This window comes from Kitasatospora sp. NPDC051164 (genome assembly GCF_044455625.1).
Lineage (GTDB): Bacteria > Actinomycetota > Actinomycetes > Streptomycetales > Streptomycetaceae > Kitasatospora.
In genome coordinates, this window is sequence record NZ_JBITFB010000023.1 from 29,514 (window position 1) to 46,875 (window position 17,362).

Annotated in this window: 19 protein-coding genes; 13 read left to right on the plus strand and 6 right to left on the minus strand. The window is 69.6% G+C overall.

The window, feature by feature from the left end; translation table 11 throughout:
• The first annotated feature begins 328 nt into the window (after nt 1-328).
• From ACIBEC_RS30535 to ACIBEC_RS30570, 8 genes are all read left to right on the plus strand, one after another.
• A complete protein-coding gene (locus ACIBEC_RS30535) occupies nt 329-475 on the plus strand; it encodes a hypothetical protein (RefSeq protein WP_360507716.1) in 147 nt (48 codons plus the stop codon).
• A 2-nt stretch (nt 476-477) separates the two neighbouring features.
• The gene (locus ACIBEC_RS30540; protein ID WP_360507714.1) at nt 478-1,128 is read left to right on the plus strand and encodes a 2'-5' RNA ligase family protein; all 651 of its coding nucleotides are present in this window, start codon (nt 478-480) and stop codon (nt 1,126-1,128) included.
• A gap of 76 nt (nt 1,129-1,204) precedes the next feature.
• The gene (locus ACIBEC_RS30545) at nt 1,205-2,179 is read left to right on the plus strand and encodes an NUDIX hydrolase (protein WP_360507711.1); all 975 of its coding nucleotides are present in this window, start codon (nt 1,205-1,207) and stop codon (nt 2,177-2,179) included.
• 50 nt (nt 2,180-2,229) lie between these two features.
• The gene (locus tag ACIBEC_RS30550) at nt 2,230-2,949 is read left to right on the plus strand and encodes a hypothetical protein (RefSeq protein ID WP_360507708.1); all 720 of its coding nucleotides are present in this window, start codon (nt 2,230-2,232) and stop codon (nt 2,947-2,949) included.
• 146 nt (nt 2,950-3,095) lie between these two features.
• On the plus strand, nt 3,096-3,911 hold the full coding sequence (locus ACIBEC_RS30555) for a hypothetical protein (RefSeq protein ID WP_360507705.1): 816 nt from the start codon (nt 3,096-3,098) through the stop codon (nt 3,909-3,911).
• A gap of 83 nt (nt 3,912-3,994) precedes the next feature.
• Nucleotides 3,995-6,628, plus strand: coding sequence for a hypothetical protein (locus ACIBEC_RS30560; RefSeq protein WP_360507702.1), 2,634 nt, complete (start codon nt 3,995-3,997; stop codon nt 6,626-6,628).
• 118 nt (nt 6,629-6,746) lie between these two features.
• Nucleotides 6,747-7,619, plus strand: coding sequence for a hypothetical protein (locus ACIBEC_RS30565; RefSeq protein ID WP_360507699.1), 873 nt, complete (start codon nt 6,747-6,749; stop codon nt 7,617-7,619).
• A gap of 134 nt (nt 7,620-7,753) precedes the next feature.
• On the plus strand, nt 7,754-8,500 hold the full coding sequence (locus tag ACIBEC_RS30570; protein ID WP_396289354.1) for a phytanoyl-CoA dioxygenase family protein: 747 nt from the start codon (nt 7,754-7,756) through the stop codon (nt 8,498-8,500).
• A 7-nt stretch (nt 8,501-8,507) separates the two neighbouring features.
• Here the strand turns inward: ACIBEC_RS30570 and ACIBEC_RS30575 are convergent, their stop codons facing one another.
• Entirely contained in the window at nt 8,508-9,314 is an 807-nt protein-coding gene (locus ACIBEC_RS30575) for a class I SAM-dependent methyltransferase (protein WP_360507693.1), read from the minus strand.
• A gap of 89 nt (nt 9,315-9,403) precedes the next feature.
• A complete protein-coding gene (locus ACIBEC_RS30580) occupies nt 9,404-9,565 on the minus strand; it encodes a hypothetical protein (protein ID WP_360330531.1) in 162 nt (53 codons plus the stop codon).
• Between the two features lie 172 nt (nt 9,566-9,737).
• Here ACIBEC_RS30580 and ACIBEC_RS30585 point away from each other — a divergent pair, with 172 nt between their 5' ends.
• The 3 genes from ACIBEC_RS30585 to xerC all read left to right on the plus strand — a co-directional run bounded on the left by ACIBEC_RS30585 (nt 9,738) and on the right by xerC (nt 12,078).
• Nucleotides 9,738-10,388, plus strand: a complete 651-nt coding sequence (locus tag ACIBEC_RS30585) for a helix-turn-helix transcriptional regulator (protein WP_360507690.1) — start codon at nt 9,738-9,740, stop codon at nt 10,386-10,388.
• 167 nt (nt 10,389-10,555) lie between these two features.
• The gene (locus ACIBEC_RS30590) at nt 10,556-10,834 is read left to right on the plus strand and encodes a helix-turn-helix domain-containing protein (protein ID WP_360507687.1); all 279 of its coding nucleotides are present in this window, start codon (nt 10,556-10,558) and stop codon (nt 10,832-10,834) included.
• Nucleotides 10,834-12,078 (plus strand): site-specific integrase, encoded by a 1,245-nt coding sequence (xerC, locus tag ACIBEC_RS30595; protein WP_360507684.1) that lies wholly within the window; start codon nt 10,834-10,836, stop codon nt 12,076-12,078. The genes ACIBEC_RS30590 and xerC overlap by 1 nt, the downstream gene beginning before the upstream one ends.
• A 116-nt stretch (nt 12,079-12,194) precedes the next feature.
• Here the strand turns inward: xerC and ACIBEC_RS30600 are convergent, their stop codons facing one another.
• Complete coding sequence (locus ACIBEC_RS30600; RefSeq protein ID WP_360500713.1) at nt 12,195-13,034, minus strand: hypothetical protein; 840 nt, start codon at nt 13,032-13,034, stop codon at nt 12,195-12,197.
• Here ACIBEC_RS30600 and ACIBEC_RS30605 point away from each other — a divergent pair.
• Nucleotides 13,018-13,911, plus strand: coding sequence for a glycosyltransferase (locus ACIBEC_RS30605; protein WP_360500710.1), 894 nt, complete (start codon nt 13,018-13,020; stop codon nt 13,909-13,911). The two genes, ACIBEC_RS30600 and ACIBEC_RS30605, sit on opposite strands and share 17 nt — an antisense overlap.
• Nucleotides 13,912-13,923: 12 nt before the next feature.
• Here ACIBEC_RS30605 and ACIBEC_RS30610 read toward each other — a convergent pair whose 3' ends face one another.
• Together ACIBEC_RS30610 and ACIBEC_RS30615 are read right to left on the minus strand one after the other, a co-directional pair.
• Entirely contained in the window at nt 13,924-14,289 is a 366-nt protein-coding gene (locus tag ACIBEC_RS30610) for an HIT domain-containing protein (RefSeq protein ID WP_360500708.1), read from the minus strand.
• Between the two features lie 181 nt (nt 14,290-14,470).
• Nucleotides 14,471-15,190 carry a class I SAM-dependent methyltransferase gene (locus ACIBEC_RS30615; RefSeq protein ID WP_360500707.1) on the minus strand — a complete coding sequence of 240 codons (720 nt, stop codon included), beginning with the start codon at nt 15,188-15,190 and terminating at the stop codon, nt 14,471-14,473.
• Between the two features lie 487 nt (nt 15,191-15,677).
• Between ACIBEC_RS30615 and ACIBEC_RS30620 the strand changes: the two genes are divergently transcribed.
• Complete coding sequence (locus tag ACIBEC_RS30620; protein WP_360500705.1) at nt 15,678-16,361, plus strand: dihydrofolate reductase family protein; 684 nt, start codon at nt 15,678-15,680, stop codon at nt 16,359-16,361.
• Between the two features lie 92 nt (nt 16,362-16,453).
• Here ACIBEC_RS30620 and ACIBEC_RS30625 read toward each other — a convergent pair whose 3' ends face one another.
• Nucleotides 16,454-17,179, minus strand: a complete 726-nt coding sequence (locus tag ACIBEC_RS30625; RefSeq protein ID WP_360500703.1) for a 5-formyltetrahydrofolate cyclo-ligase — start codon at nt 17,177-17,179, stop codon at nt 16,454-16,456.
• Between the last annotated feature and the right edge of the window lie 183 nt (nt 17,180-17,362).

The following is a 17,362-nucleotide window of genomic DNA, read 5'->3' on the forward strand; positions in this document are numbered from 1 at the left end:
GCGGCCTCTGGCCCACGCACTCACTCGGACAGAACGTCAGCACACGGAGATTCCACCACCAGGCGGGACACGACCCAGTGACACCGCTCGCGACGCGTAGACCCGCCGAATGTCGGCGAGTTCGAGCGAACGTCGGACGCCAAGGCGGAAGCAGCGGCAGACTGCCAAGGATGGTCGGCAGAGGCTTATTCCGAGAGTTCCAATACCCGACTCCACCGTTAATGCAGGACACCGACACCCCGGAGCTGGCCGCCCGCTCCGACCGGCTCGCGTCCGACCTCGGCCGCGCATACGGCCGGGCATCCGCACCAGCGCCACCATATCCAGCGTGTGGCTGGCGTGGGAGCGCCAAGTCCCCGACCGAAACACCTACACGTTCGAGCGCGTCCACCAGCTGCGCCTCGGCCAGTCCCACCAGCCGCAACCGCCCGCACCGCACGGCGCCAACGCCGGCATCTACGCGACGGAGAAGTGATCGTGGAGAAGTTCGTTCCCAAGTTCCAGGGCTCGCCGTGGCCGGACGGCGCCCGAGTACTGCACGTGTACGCGGTTCCGGACCTGCAGGCCAACCTTCCCTTGGCCCGGCTGGTCGGCGAGTGCCGCGAGGCGATGCTGCCCTTCCCGATCACCCCGATCGGCGACGGCACGCTGCACTGCACGCTGGAGATGGTGGCTGACACCACCGCCGACAAGATCACGGCCGACGAGCGCGACGTTCTTCTCGGCGCCCTGCGCAAGCACCTCGATGGCACCAATCCGTTGGAGATCACGGCCGGGTCCCCGGTGGCCAATCGGGTCGGGGCGTACCTGGACCTGTCGCCGGACGACGGCCTGCTCGATCTGCGGGAACGCGTCCGCGCGGCCATCCGTGAGGTCCGCGGGCCGGGCTCACTGCTCCACGACGGCGGCCGGCCCCACATCTCGCTCGGCTACGCCTGGTCCACCGAGTCCTCCGACGAACTGCAGACCGCGCTGCGGCGGATCTCGCCCAGCCACGCCCCCGTCCGCGTCACCGCCGTACAACTCCTCGACGTCCAGTTCAAGCAGTACCCCCGGCCGAACGGGAAGACGGCGTGGGAGCTGTCGTGGGAGCCGGTGGCCGAACTGCCGCTCCACAACGCAGCGTGAACGTCTCCGGTGCCCCGCGCGCTTCGCGGGGCACCGGTAACGTACCTGGAGCCGACCGCCGACACGGAGGGAGTCCGTGGAGACCGTGAGCACGGACAGCAGCAGTGAGGCCCGCAAGCGGGCCTGGGACGCCTGCGTGGAGCTGACCACCCGCCCGCCGCTGGCACCCCGGACGCCAGTAGCCGATACCCCTGGCCAGGTCACGCACGACGCGACCGTCATCAGCCGGGCCCTGGCCGCCATCCCCGCAGACGGGCTTCCCGCCGGCGTCGCCGCAGTGGTCGCTCAGGCCCGCGACGGCCTTGGCCCCGTGCTGGAACTCGGCGCCGAACTGGAGCGCTGGCGCGCGCAGCAGGGACCTGCCGCGGTGGGCGAGGGTGAGAGGCAGTGGCCGTTGTACGCCGAACTCGTCACCGCCTTCGACGAGACGCACCCCGCCTTGGAGAGGGCCTGGTTGGCGCTGGATGCCTTCGCCCGCGCCAGCTCTACCGGTCCAGCGCCCAGGGGTTGGGCGACCCTGGGCAGCCGGGTGATCCACCAGGGCCCGTTCCTTACCGTACGCCGCGACGACGTCCGTCGGCCTGACGGGCAGGAGGGCTTCTACGAGTACATCGAGGTGGCCGACACGGTACGGGTCGTGGCGCTGAACGCGGCCGGCGAAGTCGCTCTGCTGGAGGACCACTTCTATCTGCAACCCACTCATCCGGTCCTTCACCTTCCCGGCGGCGCCGTCGAGAAGGGCGAAGGCGTGCTGGTCGCGGCCAGGCGCGAGCTCGAGCAGGAGACCGGGTGGCGGGCCGGGCAGCTGGAGGTACTCGGCCGCCTCGACCCGCTGCCGGGCGCGGCCCGCACCACCACCCACCTGCTGCTCGCCACCGACCTCACCCAAGGACGGATCGACCGGGAGCCCACAGAAGCAGGGATGACGATGCGCTGGACGCCCGCCGCGGAGGCCGTTCGGCTGGCCCGCACCGGCGGGATCCGGGAAGCGGGGAGTCTCGCGGCCATCATGCTCGCCCAGCCCCGGCTGCCCTCGGCACAGCTACCGTGATCGGGACACCGCACCACGGGTTGCCCGAGCCGGGCTGGCAGCAGCGGACCGTGAAGACGCTCAGGGAGATCGCCGCGCGCGATCCACGCATCCGCGACCTGCGGGTCCACGGATCGGCCGGCGCGGACGGCAGCGACGTGGATCTGTGGTCCGACCTCGACCTAGTCCTGACCACGGACCACCACCCCGCCCAGGTGGCCGAGGAGTTCGCCGGCTTGGCGCTGTCCCGGCTCGGGCCGCTCTTCACCGCCAGCCGCGAGGCCACCGCCAACGGCTACGGACTGCGCCTGGTGCTCGTCGACCTGCGCCGCATCGACGTCACCGTCCTCACCAACGGCAACACCCGTGATCCGGGTGCGGCTGCCCCGGCGGCGGATCCGCTGGCGGAGCTGGTCGAAGCGTTCCGCTTCGACGGGGTCCTGGCCGCCGTCAAGGCCGCGCGAGGTGACGTCCTGATCGGCTCCCACCTCGCTCTCCAGCTCGCACGTCACCTACTCGTCGCAGCGATGATCTTGCGTGACCGCCAGAGCGGGACGACCCACCACCGCCGCGGCGGCACCGTCTGGGACGCCTGGGCGGAGCGCCTGGCTGAGGCCCCCGTCCCGTACACCCGCGCGGGAATCACCGCAGCCATCCGCTTCTACAGCAAGCAGCTGGACCGCCTCCTCGCCGGGCAAGCATCGCACCTCGCGGGCGGCGACCAGCCCTTGCACGCCCTGCTGGATGCCGTCGACGCTCACGACCCGGCCCGCCCCGAAGGTCCGGTGTGATAGGCACGGGCAGCGTGGTCCCGCGGCCATCCTGGCTATCAAGCCACAACGGCTCAGTCTCCGATTTACCGTCAGCTTCCCTCGCGCCACAGCGAACAACCTCGAAACACGGTGGCGTTACCCGATCGAGCGAAAGGTAGGACGGCGTGACCTGGAAGTTCACCACGAGCCACATCGGCCACGACGGGGCCGGCAACCTGACGTTGGAGATCTGCCATCGCCGCGCCGACTACGGCAACCGGTTCGGCGGGGTGTTCTGGCTCCGCACCCCGCCGCTGCCGGACGGTACACCCGAGCTGGACGTCTGCTGCCCTGCGTGCATGGCGGATCGCGGCCTGACCGTCTCCGGGGTCTGGGGCGGCCCCGCCCGGCTGACCTGCGTGTGCGCTCACTCCTGGACGCCCCGGCTGCCCGGCCTCTCACCCGAGGCCGTTCTGCGAAAGCTCGTGCGCCTGGCCCGCACATCGGATCCCGGTCCCGGGATGCCGTTGTGGCGGATGCGGGCCGACCACGACGCCAAGCCCCCGACGCCGCTCCAGCAGGCCGTCCACTCGTACGTCGTCGACGCCTCTCGCGCCCTCAATCGTCGGGAGTGGCAGTTCAGCGACCGTGAGTGTTCCGCGGCCTCCGACCTGCTGACGCGGGCCGGCTGCCGGGTGTACTGGAGCCCCGAGGAGCTTGAGGCCCTGGCGAAGCAGAAGCGCACCGACGAGGACCAGCTCAAGTGGGTCCATGAGAACCTCCAGGCGCTGGAGCACGCCGAGGCGCCTCGCGGCCGTCTCAGGCAGTTCCTGTCGGACTGCGCCGCCGCGCTGCGGCCGGCCGCCCTTCTGACCGTGGACGACCTGGAGCCCGGGAAGACGTGGTCCGGCATGCCGCCGGTGCTTGAGGACGCCCGCGGGGCGCTCGGCAGCGTCCACGTCGTCCTGACCGCGGGCGCCACCGGCGACGTCGATTACTAACGCCGACCGCAATCTGCCGCACCGCCCCTTGCCCTGCGAAGTGTTCGGTCGGTCCTCGGCGGCCCTTCGCCTAGGATCGACGCATGGTCAGCAACGGTGGGCAAGGGTGGGAGGAAGCCCGGGCCAAGGCCCGCGAGTTCCGGTGTTTTGATCGCAATGTCCGGGATGTCCTCGCTCTGATCTACTACCTGATCGCGGCTCAGGACGGCAGCGCCCTGGACCGGGTCTCCTTGCGGTCTGTCCGCTACCGCCTCGCCGATCCGCGGCGCCTGCACCGAGACCTATCCGGGCTGCTGCCCGGTCCAGCACGTGAGGCGAGCGGGACCAGGCCGGTCGAGACCGGCTTGGCCGATCTTGCGCAGGCACGGCTACTCGAGCACGGCCAGGACTACGGCCCGTTCACCGGCCCGCCCCCCGTGGAGGGAACGATCTTGAAGCTCTGGCACGCGCTGAACGCCGAGCACGGAGTGCCGCTGGAGGACACCCTGCCGTCCGACATGGTCACCGAGGACGTGTACGGCAGGTATCGGTCGAGCGGGATGACCGTCTTCGAGCACGCCGTACGCGAGCTGACCGGCCAAGTCGACCAGCTTCTCCTGCCGGCCAGCGGAGCGTTGAGCCTACAGGCCCACGTCCGGATCACCGGAGGCGTCCACGCCGGACAGACCGGCCGTCTCCGCGCAGTCACCTGGGGCACCGACGACGAGCAGCGCACCTGCACCGACGCCCCAACGGTCTTCCGGGTCGACTTCGACGACCGCCATGAAAGTGCCGACATCGCCCCCGCCGACGTGGAGAAGCTGCCCGAGTGGGACCACCGATTCGTCGTCGTCCACGCGGGCGAGCCGCTGCCTACCGAGTGGGCTGCCTCCGTGTTACTGGCCGCCGCCGGTCCGTCGCCCGCCTGGCACGACGAAGCTGTGGAGCGCCTTCGGCGATGGCAGGGCGGTGGACGCATAGTCGTCCTCCTCGGCTGGCCGCAGCACGGCCAGGCGCTCAGCGCCGAGGAGGAGCGGTGGGTTGACTCGGCCGCCGACTGGGCCGACGAGATCATCGCTCTCGAACCCGACGACCGTTCCTCCCCGGCTCGGCTCACGCCCGACCGGCCAGTCGACGCCCTCCACCACTCTGCGCGCCTGACCCTCGCAGCCGCCCCCGGACGCACGCCAGCCCCCGAAAACGCGCCCTCCTGGGCCCAGACCCACCGCGTCGGCGTTGCGCCCACAACCGCCGAGGCGGTCGAGGCCGCGCTGCGCCGGATCGGCGGAGGACACCGACGAGCTGCTGGGCATCGTCAAGTGCCACTTCTCGTCGCCCGCTCCGCGGCGTTCATCGGCTGGTCCGTGGAACAGCTGACGTCCGGCACGGTGCTGGAGGAAGCCCAGGTGGAGTGGGTGTGCCGCGAGGAAGGTGCCGGTGAGCCGATCTCCTGGTGGATCCTGCGCGCCCGTCTCTGGCACCAGGACCGTTCTCGCAGCGAGGAGACCGTGCTCGCGCACCCGGGTCTGCTGAGCGTGGTCGTCTACCACCCGCGGAAGCCGTGGACGGACACCGAAGTCGTCCTCGTCCCCAGCCCCGCCGCCGCACGGGGAAAAACGCGCGAGTTCCTGCGCCTTCCCACCGTCATCAACAACGTGCGCGCTGGCGGAGGCAACACCGACCGCGCCTGGTCGTTCCTCGTGGAAGGGCTCAGCCTGTTCCTCGACTCCGATCGCCTGCGCGGAAGCGCGTTCCGCAACGACAGCCACCTCACCTCCGCCCGCCGCAGCGTCGTCCGCGTCGCGTTGACCGACAGGGAGTTCGACGACCTCCAGGATCGACTGGAGCTGAGCCCAGTCGGCGCGCCGGAGGTGCACCGGTTGGCTGACCTCATGGCGAACCCGGTCTGCGACTGGGCCACCCTGGGCGCCATCACCACCGCCGTGCAGCCCAACCCGCCAACCGCATCCCTTGACGCGTGGGCCGCCCGCCAGAGGATGCTGCAGTGGCGCGAGGCCGTTCGCCGGGCCACCACCCTCGCCGCTCCCCACCACGAGGGATCGGACGTTGCCGCGGTCCGGGACGTCATCGCGATGACCCTCTATGCCCTCCACCTACGCGAACGACAGCCGGTTGCCGAAGTGTCGTGGTGGACCGTGCTGTTCCACCTCCAGGACGACCAGCACGTCATCGACCTGGTGGAGCAAACGCTCCAGGACACCGGCCACGACGTGATCCCACGACTCAGCTTCAGGTCGCCCGACCAGAGGAGAGCCGACCCCATCGCCCGGCGGTGGGACCGGCTGAACCGCCCCCAGGACCCGCCTGCGGCCGGACCTCACGACGGCCCCGCTCGCAGACCCGATTCCGTGCCCGACGCACGGGACAGCCACCGCAGCGGCCGACCCGACCCGATCATCAGGGCGTGCGTCCCTCGCGCCGCAGCCGCCGTCCACGCAGTCCTGGAGGACGGTTTCACCGAGCGTCAGCGCATCCGCGTCACGGCCGGCCCGTACGAGGGTCGCGCCGGCTTCATCCAGCGCCCCGTCTGGAGGCTGGACCGCGAGACCTTGCAGATCGCGGTGCCCCCCGCCGCATACGTCGTCGACCTCGACGACCTCGACGACGCGGCAGAGATCAACACCGGCCAGCTCGCTAGCCACACGGACGGACGCAGCCGGCCCGGCGCCCCGCCTGCCACGCCGAACGGCCCGGCCGCCGATCCGACGGCGCGATAGGGTCAGGCTTCGGCGTTGGCCCCAACCTGGCCCGCCGGACGCCGTTCTCCGAGGTCGTCAGCTCCCAGCAGCTCGGCCGGACATCACGGCGCCACCAAAGGCTACGGGAGGGAACTCGGTGAACGATCTAATGAGCCAGCTGCCCCGTCCGCTGGTTGAGCGGATGGGCCGGATGAGCGGCATGGCGCTGCGCGGCGTCATCGCCCTGGTCGACGAGGAGCCGGACACCTTCGCCGCGCTGGTGGACCGGATCGGCACCTGGGACGACGATCCGGGGCGCACGCCGTATCCAATGCCGCGCTACAAGTTCGCGGTCACCGAGGCGCTGCGCGTCGTCAACAACGGCTTCACGGCTATCGAAGAACACGGCCCCCTCCTCAACGAGGCGGTGGTGGAGGCCGCTCGGCCGCTGATCGAGTCGTTCGCGCCCGCGGAGTTCCGCGACGCCGCCCTGCAGAAGCTGGCGACCTTCCCTCCCGGCAGGGAGCCGCTGGACCTCTCCGGCGGCGATGAAGTCGGGCCGGTGGATTACGTCATCGCCGCGGCAGCGGCGGCGTGGATTGCCGGCGGCGCGGGCGGGCGAGTGGCGATGCAGCAGAACCTGCGGCTGGCCCTGTTGAAGGAGGTCCGCCGCGCAGAGAGCGTGGCCACCGGCGCGCCGGAGCGCGAGCAGGTCAACGACGTCAGCGACGCTGACGCGCTTGCTCTGCTCGCCACCTTGTACGACGAGGACTATGTCCGGCTGATCCCTGGCCCCCGTGACCGCGGCCCCTGGGAGTGGGACATGCTGGCCGTCCTCAAAACCCACCTGCTGGAGACCCCCACCGACGCCACCACCCCCGAACAAGCCCAAGCGCTCAAGGCCAAGCTCGTGACCATCCTGCAGGCCGCCGTGGCCACGGTCGAAAAGCCGAAGGCACCCATGGTGCGCCCGGTCGGCAAGCGGGTCCAGCCCAAGCGTCAGCCGAAGAAGAAGCGCAACGGCAAGTAGTCGGCGAGCTCAGGGCTAGCCGGATGCCAGCATCAGGTCTTCTGCCCGACCCGGCGGGGCTCGTCTCATTGACCCCCGGGCGGACAGCGGAAATTCCGTTGCCCGCTCGGGCCGGCTAACGATTCCATGGCCACATGGAGACGACAACTCCCTTGGCTGTCAGCAGCTTTCACCGTGACGGCTACTGCGTTGTGCCCGATGTCCTCACCGCCGAGCAGGTGAGCCACTGGCGTTCGGCGCTCGCGCGGCACGTTGCGGCCCAGCCGCCCGAGCTCGGCCGAACCGGCCCGTACTTCCTGTGGCCGACCCTCGCCGACCACGCCGACCTGCGCGCCCTCTACGAGGAAAGCGGCATCGGCGACGCCGTCCGCGCGTTTCTGCGCTCCGACCTCACCTTGCCGGCCCCGGAGGTCGCACAGCTGGCGCTCACCCTGCCGCCACACCTGCACCACCCCGGTGCCCCTCACATCGACGGCCTCACCCCCACCGAGGACGACGGTCGCCCCGGCACGTTCACCGTCCTGGCCGGCCTCCTCCTCACTGACCAGCGCCAGCGCGACCGCGGCAACCTCTGGGTCTGGCCAGGCACACACCTGAGCACGGCAGCGTGGCTGCGCCACCACGGCGCGGACGCACTGCGCGACGCCACGCCCTACCCGCCCGTGGACCTGCCCACCCCGCTCCAGGTGACCGGCACGGCCGGAAGCCTGGTCCTCGTCCACTACCTCCTCGCGCACAACATCGGCGGCCATTTCGGCACCGCCGACGACGAGCGCCGCGAGACCGTGTACTTCCGGCTGCGCACCATCGGCCACCGCGAACGCTGGCGCGAGGTTGTGACGGACCCGCTGTTGGAGTTCGCGCTGCCGGATCAGACGTGAAGCTCCGTCACGGGCGGCGGGCGATGATCGCCTCCGTGCGGATCGTCTGCTCAAAGGCGCCTGCCGGGTCGAAGGCCAGCAGAGCATCGCGGACGTCGTTCACGAACGCCTTCGCGTCCGGGCCGAGTTGGCGCGGGCTGCTGTAGCTGTAGGAGAGCTGTAGGCCGGCCACCTCGTCCGCGGTTCGGACGATCGTCTGGCCCCAGTGCGCGGTCTCGATCCGGGAGAACGGGGAACGGGCCAGCACGTCCTGGTGGCGCTCGGCCGGGTGGGCGTAGGTGCCGCGCCCGGCTCGGCGCTCCGGGCCGAGGTACCGGACCCGGACTTCCCTGATCGTGTCCGACCAGGGCGGCGGGGCGATGTCGCCCGGAGTGCCGCCGGAGGCCAGCACGATCGCGCCTCCGTCGTCGATGAGGGCATCCAGGTCCTGGGCGACGGCGGCGCGGTCCATCCAGTGGAAGGCGGCTCCTATGGTCACCAGCCGGAGCGGCGGCAGGTCCATGCCGGCCAGTTGTGCCGCCTCGCCCAGGCGCCATTCGATGTTGGTCACGCTGTCTGCGGCGGCGAGTGCTCGGGCCTCGGCGAGCATGCCCGGTTGCGGATCGACGGCGATCACCGAGTTCACCATGCGAGCCAGCGGGATGGCTACCGCTCCAGTCCCGGTACCCAGGTCCAGTGCCCACCCGGTGCCGTCGAGGCCGAGGCGCTCGGCGACATGGGTAAACATCCGCCCGTCGTAGCCCGGCCGGTAGGCCGCGTAGTACGGCGCGGTGCCGTCGAACAGCTCGGCCGGCTCATTACTCGTATCCGCCACGCAGCCATCCTGCCACCGCCGCCCAGGCCGCATCGGTCGAGCTCCGCCCCTTGGAAGGGAGCGGCGGCCGAAGCGCCTCCTCCTGGCATCTACGCCGCGTTCCGCGGGGTACGCGGGCGCAGGAAGTGGAGGAGGTCTGCGGTGATCACGCGGTAGCTGCCGCCGACCTCTACGACGGTGACCGGGTAGCGGCCCTCCTTGACCATGCGGTATCCGACCGTCCGGCCGAGCGAGAGCAGCTCGTTGGCCATCGATAGCGGAATCGCCGGCGGGAGGGCAGCGAGAGCTTCCGGCGAGTACTTTCCCGGCCGGGCAGTTCGGACTGCATTCACGGCAACTTCCCTCCCAAGCGATGTTCTCTGTGCGAGAAACATCTATCACATCTGCCCTAGACGAAGAAGACGGCTCATGTATTCTTCTCTTGTGACAGAATCCAAGGAGCAGTGGCCGGCTGCGCTCACGGCGCGGATCGCCCAAACAGTCAAGACGCACCGAGTTCAGCGCGGTATGACGACCGGCGACCTCTCGGCAGCGTGCGCGGCACGAGGCGTACCGATCGCCGCGAACACCATCACCAAGATCGAGAAGGGTCAGCGGGACTCGCTCAAGGTGGAGGAGGCCCTCGTTCTCGCCCACGCCCTCGATCTGCCACTCGTGGCGCTGCTCATCCCGTTGGAGAGCCAGACCAACGTCGACCTCCTACCCGAGGTGCCCGTGTCCGTCTGGGAGGCAGCGGCATGGGTCACTGGCGAGGACTACTTCGGCGAAGCGCCGCCGGCAGGGTCGGCACGAGCTGTACTCGCAGTCTTCCGCGAACACGACGTCGATGTCCGCACCGCGCTGATCTCCACCCGCGAAGCCCACAGCCGCCGCCTCCAAGCACGCCAGGTCCTCGGATCGGCCCGCTACGAGCAGTTGGCCCGGCAGGCGGATGAACTCGACCGCATGGCCCACGAGGACTGCACACGGCTCAAGGCCGTCCGGGAGCAGATGCGAGCCGACGGGCTCCAGCCGCCACCGCTGCTGGCCGCTCTGGAGTTCGTCGACGCCCCCAGCAATCCGGCGCTGGACTGAATCCAACTCCCTGTTCGGGACGCGATGCTGATCGCCACCGCGCCCCCTGGACTCCCCGCTCTCCGTCACACCTGACGGTCTCCGAGACGGCTTTCGCCTGCCAGCTTCCGCCCGTCCCGGAGACCCAGCCACCCCTTGGCCATCGACCAGAGAGGGCTTGCCCCATCATGCCGTATGCCCGGACACGGGCCGCACGCAGTGCGCTTCCCCCTTCCCTCCCGTCCGCCCAAGGCTGCGTTTGCTCGGCCCCGGACACTCCCGCACTCCTGCACACCGCCGACGAGGCCGCCGCGATACTCAAGGTCAGCCCCGGAACTCTGCGTCGCTGGCGACGCGAGGGCACGGGGCCGACCTACGTCAGGGTCGGAGGCCGGATCGGCTATCGGCACCAGGACCTCGCCGACTACCTGGCCAGCTGCCTCGTGGTTCCGAAGGTGGCGGCCTGATGACGGCGCCCGAGCGTATTGACGCCCCGGTCGGCGTGAAGCTCCGCACCGACATCGAGTACCGGGTCGGCAACCCCAACCCCTACCGTGCCAGGGTTCGCTGGACCGACCCGACCGACAGTCGCAAGCGCCTTTCGCGCTCCACCATGTTCCCGACCGAGGACGCCGCGCAGGACTGGCTGGACCGCATCATGAAGGCGGCTGGCCGAGGCGTGAGCGTCGATCTCGCCACCGCCTCGCTCGGGGAGTACGGCGACTCCGTGATGGACCTGGCGATGCGCGGTCTCGAACTCAAGACCCACGCCCCTTACATGGCAGGCTGGCGCCTCCGCGTCAAACCCACCGTTGGTCACCTTGAGGTCGTCGGCATCACTGCTGGCATCGCCGACCGCGCCCTCAACTCTTGGATCGCCGACGGCGCGGGCGTCTCCACCCTCAAGAACACCATCGCGGTGTGGGTCAGGGTCATGGAGCAGGCCATCCGCGACGGCATCATCGAGATCAACCCCGCCCGCCTGAACGGCTGGCAGAAGCTGATCAAGACCGCCGAAGACGAGGAACACGACCCCCGAGGTCTCGCGCTGCGCGACTGGGACACCCTCGACCGCCTCGCCGACGCCCTGGTGGCCGCTTCGTACAACCAGTACGACGGCTGGGGCGACGTCGTACGCTTCGCTGGCGGCACCGGCGCCCGCATCGGCGAGGTCTCCGGCGTTCGGGCGGGCGACATCGACACCGACAAGTGGATTTGGCGGGTCTGCCGACAGACCACCACCGCCCCCGGCGGGCTGATCGACAAGGGCACCAAGGGCAAGCGTTCCCGCCTCGTTCCGATCATCCCCGAGCTGCGGCCCAACATCGCCTGGCGGATCTCCCGGGTGGGCAACCGCTCCGACGCCAGGCTGTTCACCGGCCCTCTTGGCGGCCGGATCACCACCGCGGTGTTGCGCGACGCCACCCATTGGGATGACGTCGTCGTCCGGCTTGGCTACGAGTACCTGCGCCGTCACGACCTCCGCCACACCGCTCTGACCTGGTTCGCCGACGCCGGCGTCCCGCCCCATGTCCTCATGCGAATCGCCGGACACGGCCAACTGACCACGACTCAGAGGTATCTCCACCCCGACCTGCGCTCCATCGAGCGCGCCGGCGCCCAGCTCACCGCCTATATCAACGCCTCACGCGGCTTGCCTGGCCCCAAGGTTGAGGTCGAGCAGATCCGGGAACTCGCTCTGACCTCCTGACCGTCCAGCCTCACGCGCCCGGACGTTGCCACCACCATGAAAGGCCACGGGTGTGGTGCCGTCGACCTGGTCGACGGCACCACACCCGTCCAGATTGCCGCGGGCTCCGCCGGAGGCTACGGCACTTCCAGCAGGCCCTCGGTGATCTGTTCCCAGCTCGGACGACCCTCGTCGATGCGGCGCACCACGGTGAGCAGTCTGCCGTCCAGGTGGGCGTCCAGATTCTGTTCCGCCCGCTCGTCGCGACCACGACGGGTCAGGTGCTCCGGCAGGCGGCTGGCCAGGACGCCGAGCAGAACTTCATGGGTTGCCGGGCCCAACCCGTCTGCTGGCACCCACCGCCCGCGCACCGCGACGTCTGCGATGCGGCCCTCGACGTCGGAACTTGTCTCGAAGCGACGGGATAGCGCGGCGTCCAGGTGTTCCTCCGCGCTCTGGACCCTCTCGTTCAATGGTGGGTCGTCGTAACCTATGGTCAGGCTTTTCAAGAGCGGCTCGCTGTCATCGGCGATGAGCGGACCCGCTGGTGCTTCCCGCCTGACGTCTCTGCGGCGTTCCGCGCGGATCTCCCAGACCGCATGGCCGGGTTCCTCGATCCATCCGAGCGTGATATCGCTCTCCACTTGGTCGTTCCCTGCGGGCAGGAAGATGTCCACGCTCACGCCGGCCGGGCCGATCCACACCCAGCTCATAAAGTAGGCGTGGTCGGTGTGCTTGGCCGACCAGTCGGCGAGCTGGAGCAGCCTGCGTCGCTGCTGAGGCGTTTCCTTGGCCGGGAAGAGCGCCTTGGTTCTGACACGGCGGCCCCGGGCCTCACCCGCGAGCGGCCCGCAGCACATCTGGAATAGCAAGTCCGGACGGACGCCTCCACCGCCGAAGCGCTTGACCAGATGACCGGGCAGTACGTCGAAGCTGTCCAGGCCATCGCCCGACTTCCACATGAACAGGGCCACCATGCCGGTGACCGTCGCCCGCGGGGTGTTCGCCGCCTGGCGGGCGATGCGGCGCGAGCGGCCCGACGTCGTCTTCAGCAAGGGCAGCTACGTGTCGGTGCCGGTCGGGGTCGCCGCTTGGCTCACCCGCATCCCCCTCGCCATCCACGAGTCCGACCACACCCTCGGCCTGGCGAACCGGATCCTCGCCCGCTTCGCCACCACAGTCTTCCTCGCCGAGGACACCCCCGGTCTGCCCCGGTGGCTCCAGCGCAAGGCGGTGGTCACCGGACTTCCCCTGCGCGACGACCTCGCCGACGGCCGGCCCGAGAACCTGCGCGCCCGGCTCGGCATCCCCACCGGACCGCCGGTCCTGCTCGTCTTCTGCGGCAGCAGCGGCTCACGCCGCGTCAACGAGGCCGTCCGTCGCCAACTCGGAGCGCTTACCGCGCACTTCTCTGTCGTCCACATCTGCGGTCGCGGCAACGTCGCCCCCGCCCTGGCCTCCACGCCCGGCTACTGGCAGCTGGAGTACCTGCACGACGACATGGTCGACGCCCTCTGGCTCGCCGACCTCGTCATCGGCCGCGCCGGCGCCACCACACTCGCCGAGCTGGGGGCCCTGTCCAAGCCTGCCGTCCTCGTCCCGCTACCGGCCTCCGTCAGCCGCGGCGACCAGCTCGACAACGCGAAGGCGTTCGCCCAGCACGCCACCTGCATCGTCGTCGCCGACGAGGAGATGGCCGACGGAAAGCCCCTCCTACACGCCTGCGAGCAGCTGCTGCCCGCGCTGGGAGGCACCCGACGCCGTCCCGAGCCCGAGGCCGTACGCCGGTCCGCGAGGGAGATCGCCACGAGGACGATCGCCCTCGCCCACCCGCGCGGCCGACACGCCCGCTGAGCCGCCCGAGTCTCAGGCCAGGCCCTCCGGGAGGTTGCCGCGGAACAGCACGTGCCAGTGCATGTGCTTCGACTCCTGGTACGCGCCCTCGTTCGTCACGACGCACACCGCGCCGTACTCCTCGCGTACCCGCGCCGCGACCTTCCGGACCACCCGGAGAACGTCAGCGAGGTCCTCCTCGGTGCCGTCGCCGAGGTCAACCAACGACGGGATGTGCTTCCTCGGGACGACCACGATGTGCACCGGATAGGACGGCCGGGTGTGCTCGAACGCGAGCACCGTGTCGGTCTCCTCCACCACCTTCACCGGCGTACGGCCGTTCAATGCCTCGTTGCAGTAGAAGTCTGAAACCGTCGCCGGGGCCTCTGTAGTCGTCACGGTGCACCTGTCCTTGGTTCTGCGGCGAACACAGGCAGGAAGTGCCGGCGGCACCGCAGTCAATGAAGTAGACCAACCAGCGATCCAGAGTACAGCCATGGACTGATGGTCACTCACATTCACCAATTGGCAGGACAATCAGAAGAGTCCGATCAAGGGCTGCGACCGCTGCTGCTGTTGCTCAGGCGTTGGCCAGCCACAAGCCCTTGTACTGGATTCTGGGGTGCCGGTGGACTCTCGTGGTGGTGCCGGCCGGGTGGTAGCCGCAGGACCGCAGCAGGTCCTCCGTTGTAGCCCGGTCTCGTTCCTCGTTGTAGACGCCGACAATCAATCGGCCGCCCGGGGCGACGACATGGTCCAACAGATGGGCCACGTACGCTCCCCGCAGGTCCGCCGGCACGTAGTCCACACCGGTGCGAACGGCGTCGAAGCGGTGTGGAGACTTCCAGCCCATCGCGTTGGCGGTCCAGATTCGATGCGCCCACTTTGCGCAACGCGTTCGGGCGAGGTCGGCGAGGGCGGTGGAGATCTCAACTCCGTAGGGCTCAATGGTGATCCCGGCTCCGGCCGCCCAGTCGGTCAGGCTCTCCATCAGGTGGCCGTTGGCGCATCCGATGTCGAGGAACGTCCCACCGTCGGGCGGGAGCAGGTCGACGAGCAGGCTGCGGGCTTCCCGCCAGCGGGTTTCGTCACCGCTGTGGCCGGACTGGGCTCGCGGGTTGTCTCCGTGGAGGTAGGCCGGTTCGATGACGCCCAGGACGGCGGCGTGCCACTCGGCGGCCGTGATCTCGCCCGCCTGGTAGGCATCGTCGATGGGTGCGAGATCGCTCCAGCCTCGCTCCTTCGCGCTCGCGATGTCCTCGGCGTCGTGGCCGGCCGGGCGGCGCGTGGTGGGGTCCATGTGTACTCCTTCCCAATTCGCTGGCATTGCTGCCTTGCAAGCAGAGTGACGTTCAGTCCCCTTGAAGAGCGAAGATCAGCCGCGCAGCCTTCCGGCGCGCCAGCCCCACTCGCGGGTCGTTCAGGCCGGCTTGTGGTCCGACGATCTTCGCCAGCACGAACAACTGCATCACAATCCCGTCGCGGCTCTCAAGGTCTGCCCAACTTCCGCCGTGACTGCGGCGTCTACCTCACCGACTCTGCCATCTCCCAGGTCGTCGCCAGCGGCCCCGAACAGGCTGCCACCACGGGCGAGGCGGCGCTCGCCGTCGCTGGCACCACCGGTTCCGCCAGGATCTTCACCGAACTGGCCACCCTCGACGGCCTGCTGCAACGATGCCATGGTGCGTCACCGAGGTCGACCGGTTCCGCGATGAACTCGACAGCCGTCTCCTCCATTGAAGTCTGATCACCGAATGCGCCCAGCACTACCGAGAGAACGGACCACGATGGCCACCCGTCCCTTCGTCCTGCTTAGCGTCGCCGCCTCCGTCGACGGGCATATCGACGACACCACGCCCGACCGTCTCCTGCTGTCGAACCCGGCTGACTTCGACCGCGTCGACCAGGTCCGGGCCAACTCCGACGCCATCCTCATCGGCGGCAACACCCTGCGCAGCGACAATCCCCGGCTGCTCGTGAACAGCGAGCAGCGCCGCGCCGCCCGCGTCGCCGCCGGCAAGCCCGAGTACCCGCTCAAGGTGACGATCAGCGCCAGCGGGGACCTGAGCCGCGACCTCAAGTTCTGGCACTTCGGTGGCGAGAAGGTCGTCTACACCACCGACTCCGCCGCTGCCAAGCTCCGCGATGAACTCGACGGCCTGGCCGATGTCGTCAGCACCGGTGAGACCGTCGACTTCGGAGCGCTGCTCGACGACCTCGCTACCCGCGGCGTCGAACGCCTCATGGTCGAGGGCGGCGGCCAGGTTCACACCCAGTTCCTCTCCCAGGGCCTAGCCGACGAGATCCAGCTCGCCGTCGCGCCACTCGTCGTCGGCGATGCTGCCGCACCCCGCTTCCTCCATCCCGCGAACTACCCCGGTGGAAGCACCCGCCGAATGCGCCTGCTCGGCACGGAGGCGGTCGGCGATGTGGTCCTCCTGCGCTACGCCCCCAAGGAGGAGTCGGCCTGAGCAGGCGGGGCCGGTGGTCAGCAGCGGCATTTGCTGACCACCGGCCCGCCGGCGCCGATCGCCTTGGCGCTCGCTCAGTCACCGCGCGCAGTTCAGCTGCGTTCTGCTCGGCGCTTGGCGAGAGCCGGAATCGCAGCGATCTTCTCCTCGGGGAGGTCCTCCCACCGGATCCGGGCGGCAGTGCGCGGCCCGGGGCATGCGATCACCTCTTCAGGTGTCACGATCAGGTCGACTTTGACGTCGTGAGCCTGCGTCGGTACCGCGTTCACCACCTGGAGGCGGTGAACGGTGGTGACGATCACCGTCCTCTCAGTGATCAGCCCGGCTTCGGTCAGGAGGGCCGCCTCGATGTCCGAGTATCCGGCGCCTTTGCCGATCCGGGCTCCGGTCGGGTCGACAGCCACGCTCCCCAGAACCACAAGGTCGACCGGTGCCAGCTCGTCGACGTCCGCGGCGCTGGTGAGAGTCGGCACCTTCCTGCGGTTCGCGGCCACCGCTGGGGGAACACTGAGGCGCGCCGGGTCCAGGACATAGAACGGCGCCTCTGCCGCCAGCCGGGGAACGGCCATGTAAACCACCTTCCCCTGCTCCAAGGCGAGGGCACGGACAGGCTCCTGCGCGGTGTCCGGCACCACTTTGACGATCTTGGCTGAGCGCCAGGTCGGCAGGTCGGCGAGGCGACGGGCCGCCGCCTCGGCGCCGTGAAAGGCCGGGATCCTGCCGTGCGCTGTGTCGTCCTCGACCGCCGACGCGGCGTCCAGTGCCGTCCAAACGCGCTCGCGCAGTTCGGCCTTGCCTTGCTCCCGGCTCAACGTCACGGGTGCATCGTCTCCTTCGGTCAGGGCGCCGCCATCAAGGACAACAGCCGGTCCTGGAGGTCCAGGACCGGGACCTCCCGTCGCCAGGGTTTCAGCTCCCGGGCAGCGGCGAACTCCAGGTTCATTCCCTGTCGCCCCGAGTCTGTTCGAGTTCATCGACGGCTTGATCCAGAACTTCGAGAG

What these genes read in the sequence shown, in the direction of transcription:
- ACIBEC_RS30580 (WP_360330531.1), bottom strand. Translation starts at nt 9,565, where the DNA reads ATGGCCAACGAGCTGCTCTCGCTCGGCCGGACGGTCGGATACCGCATG.
- xerC (WP_360507684.1), top strand. Translation starts at nt 10,834, where the DNA reads ATGACGGCGCCCGAGCGTATTGACGCCCCGGTCGGCGTGAAGCTCCGC.
- ACIBEC_RS30560 (WP_360507702.1), top strand. Translation starts at nt 3,995, where the DNA reads ATGGTCAGCAACGGTGGGCAAGGGTGGGAGGAAGCCCGGGCCAAGGCC.
- ACIBEC_RS30620 (WP_360500705.1), top strand. Translation starts at nt 15,678, where the DNA reads ATGGCCACCCGTCCCTTCGTCCTGCTTAGCGTCGCCGCCTCCGTCGAC.
- ACIBEC_RS30605 (WP_360500710.1), top strand. Translation starts at nt 13,018, where the DNA reads ATGAACAGGGCCACCATGCCGGTGACCGTCGCCCGCGGGGTGTTCGCC.
- ACIBEC_RS30570 (WP_396289354.1), top strand. Translation starts at nt 7,754, where the DNA reads ATGGAGACGACAACTCCCTTGGCTGTCAGCAGCTTTCACCGTGACGGC.
- ACIBEC_RS30615 (WP_360500707.1), bottom strand. Translation starts at nt 15,190, where the DNA reads ATGGACCCCACCACGCGCCGCCCGGCCGGCCACGACGCCGAGGACATC.
- ACIBEC_RS30600 (WP_360500713.1), bottom strand. Translation starts at nt 13,034, where the DNA reads ATGGTGGCCCTGTTCATGTGGAAGTCGGGCGATGGCCTGGACAGCTTC.
- ACIBEC_RS30590 (WP_360507687.1), top strand. Translation starts at nt 10,556, where the DNA reads ATGCCGTATGCCCGGACACGGGCCGCACGCAGTGCGCTTCCCCCTTCC.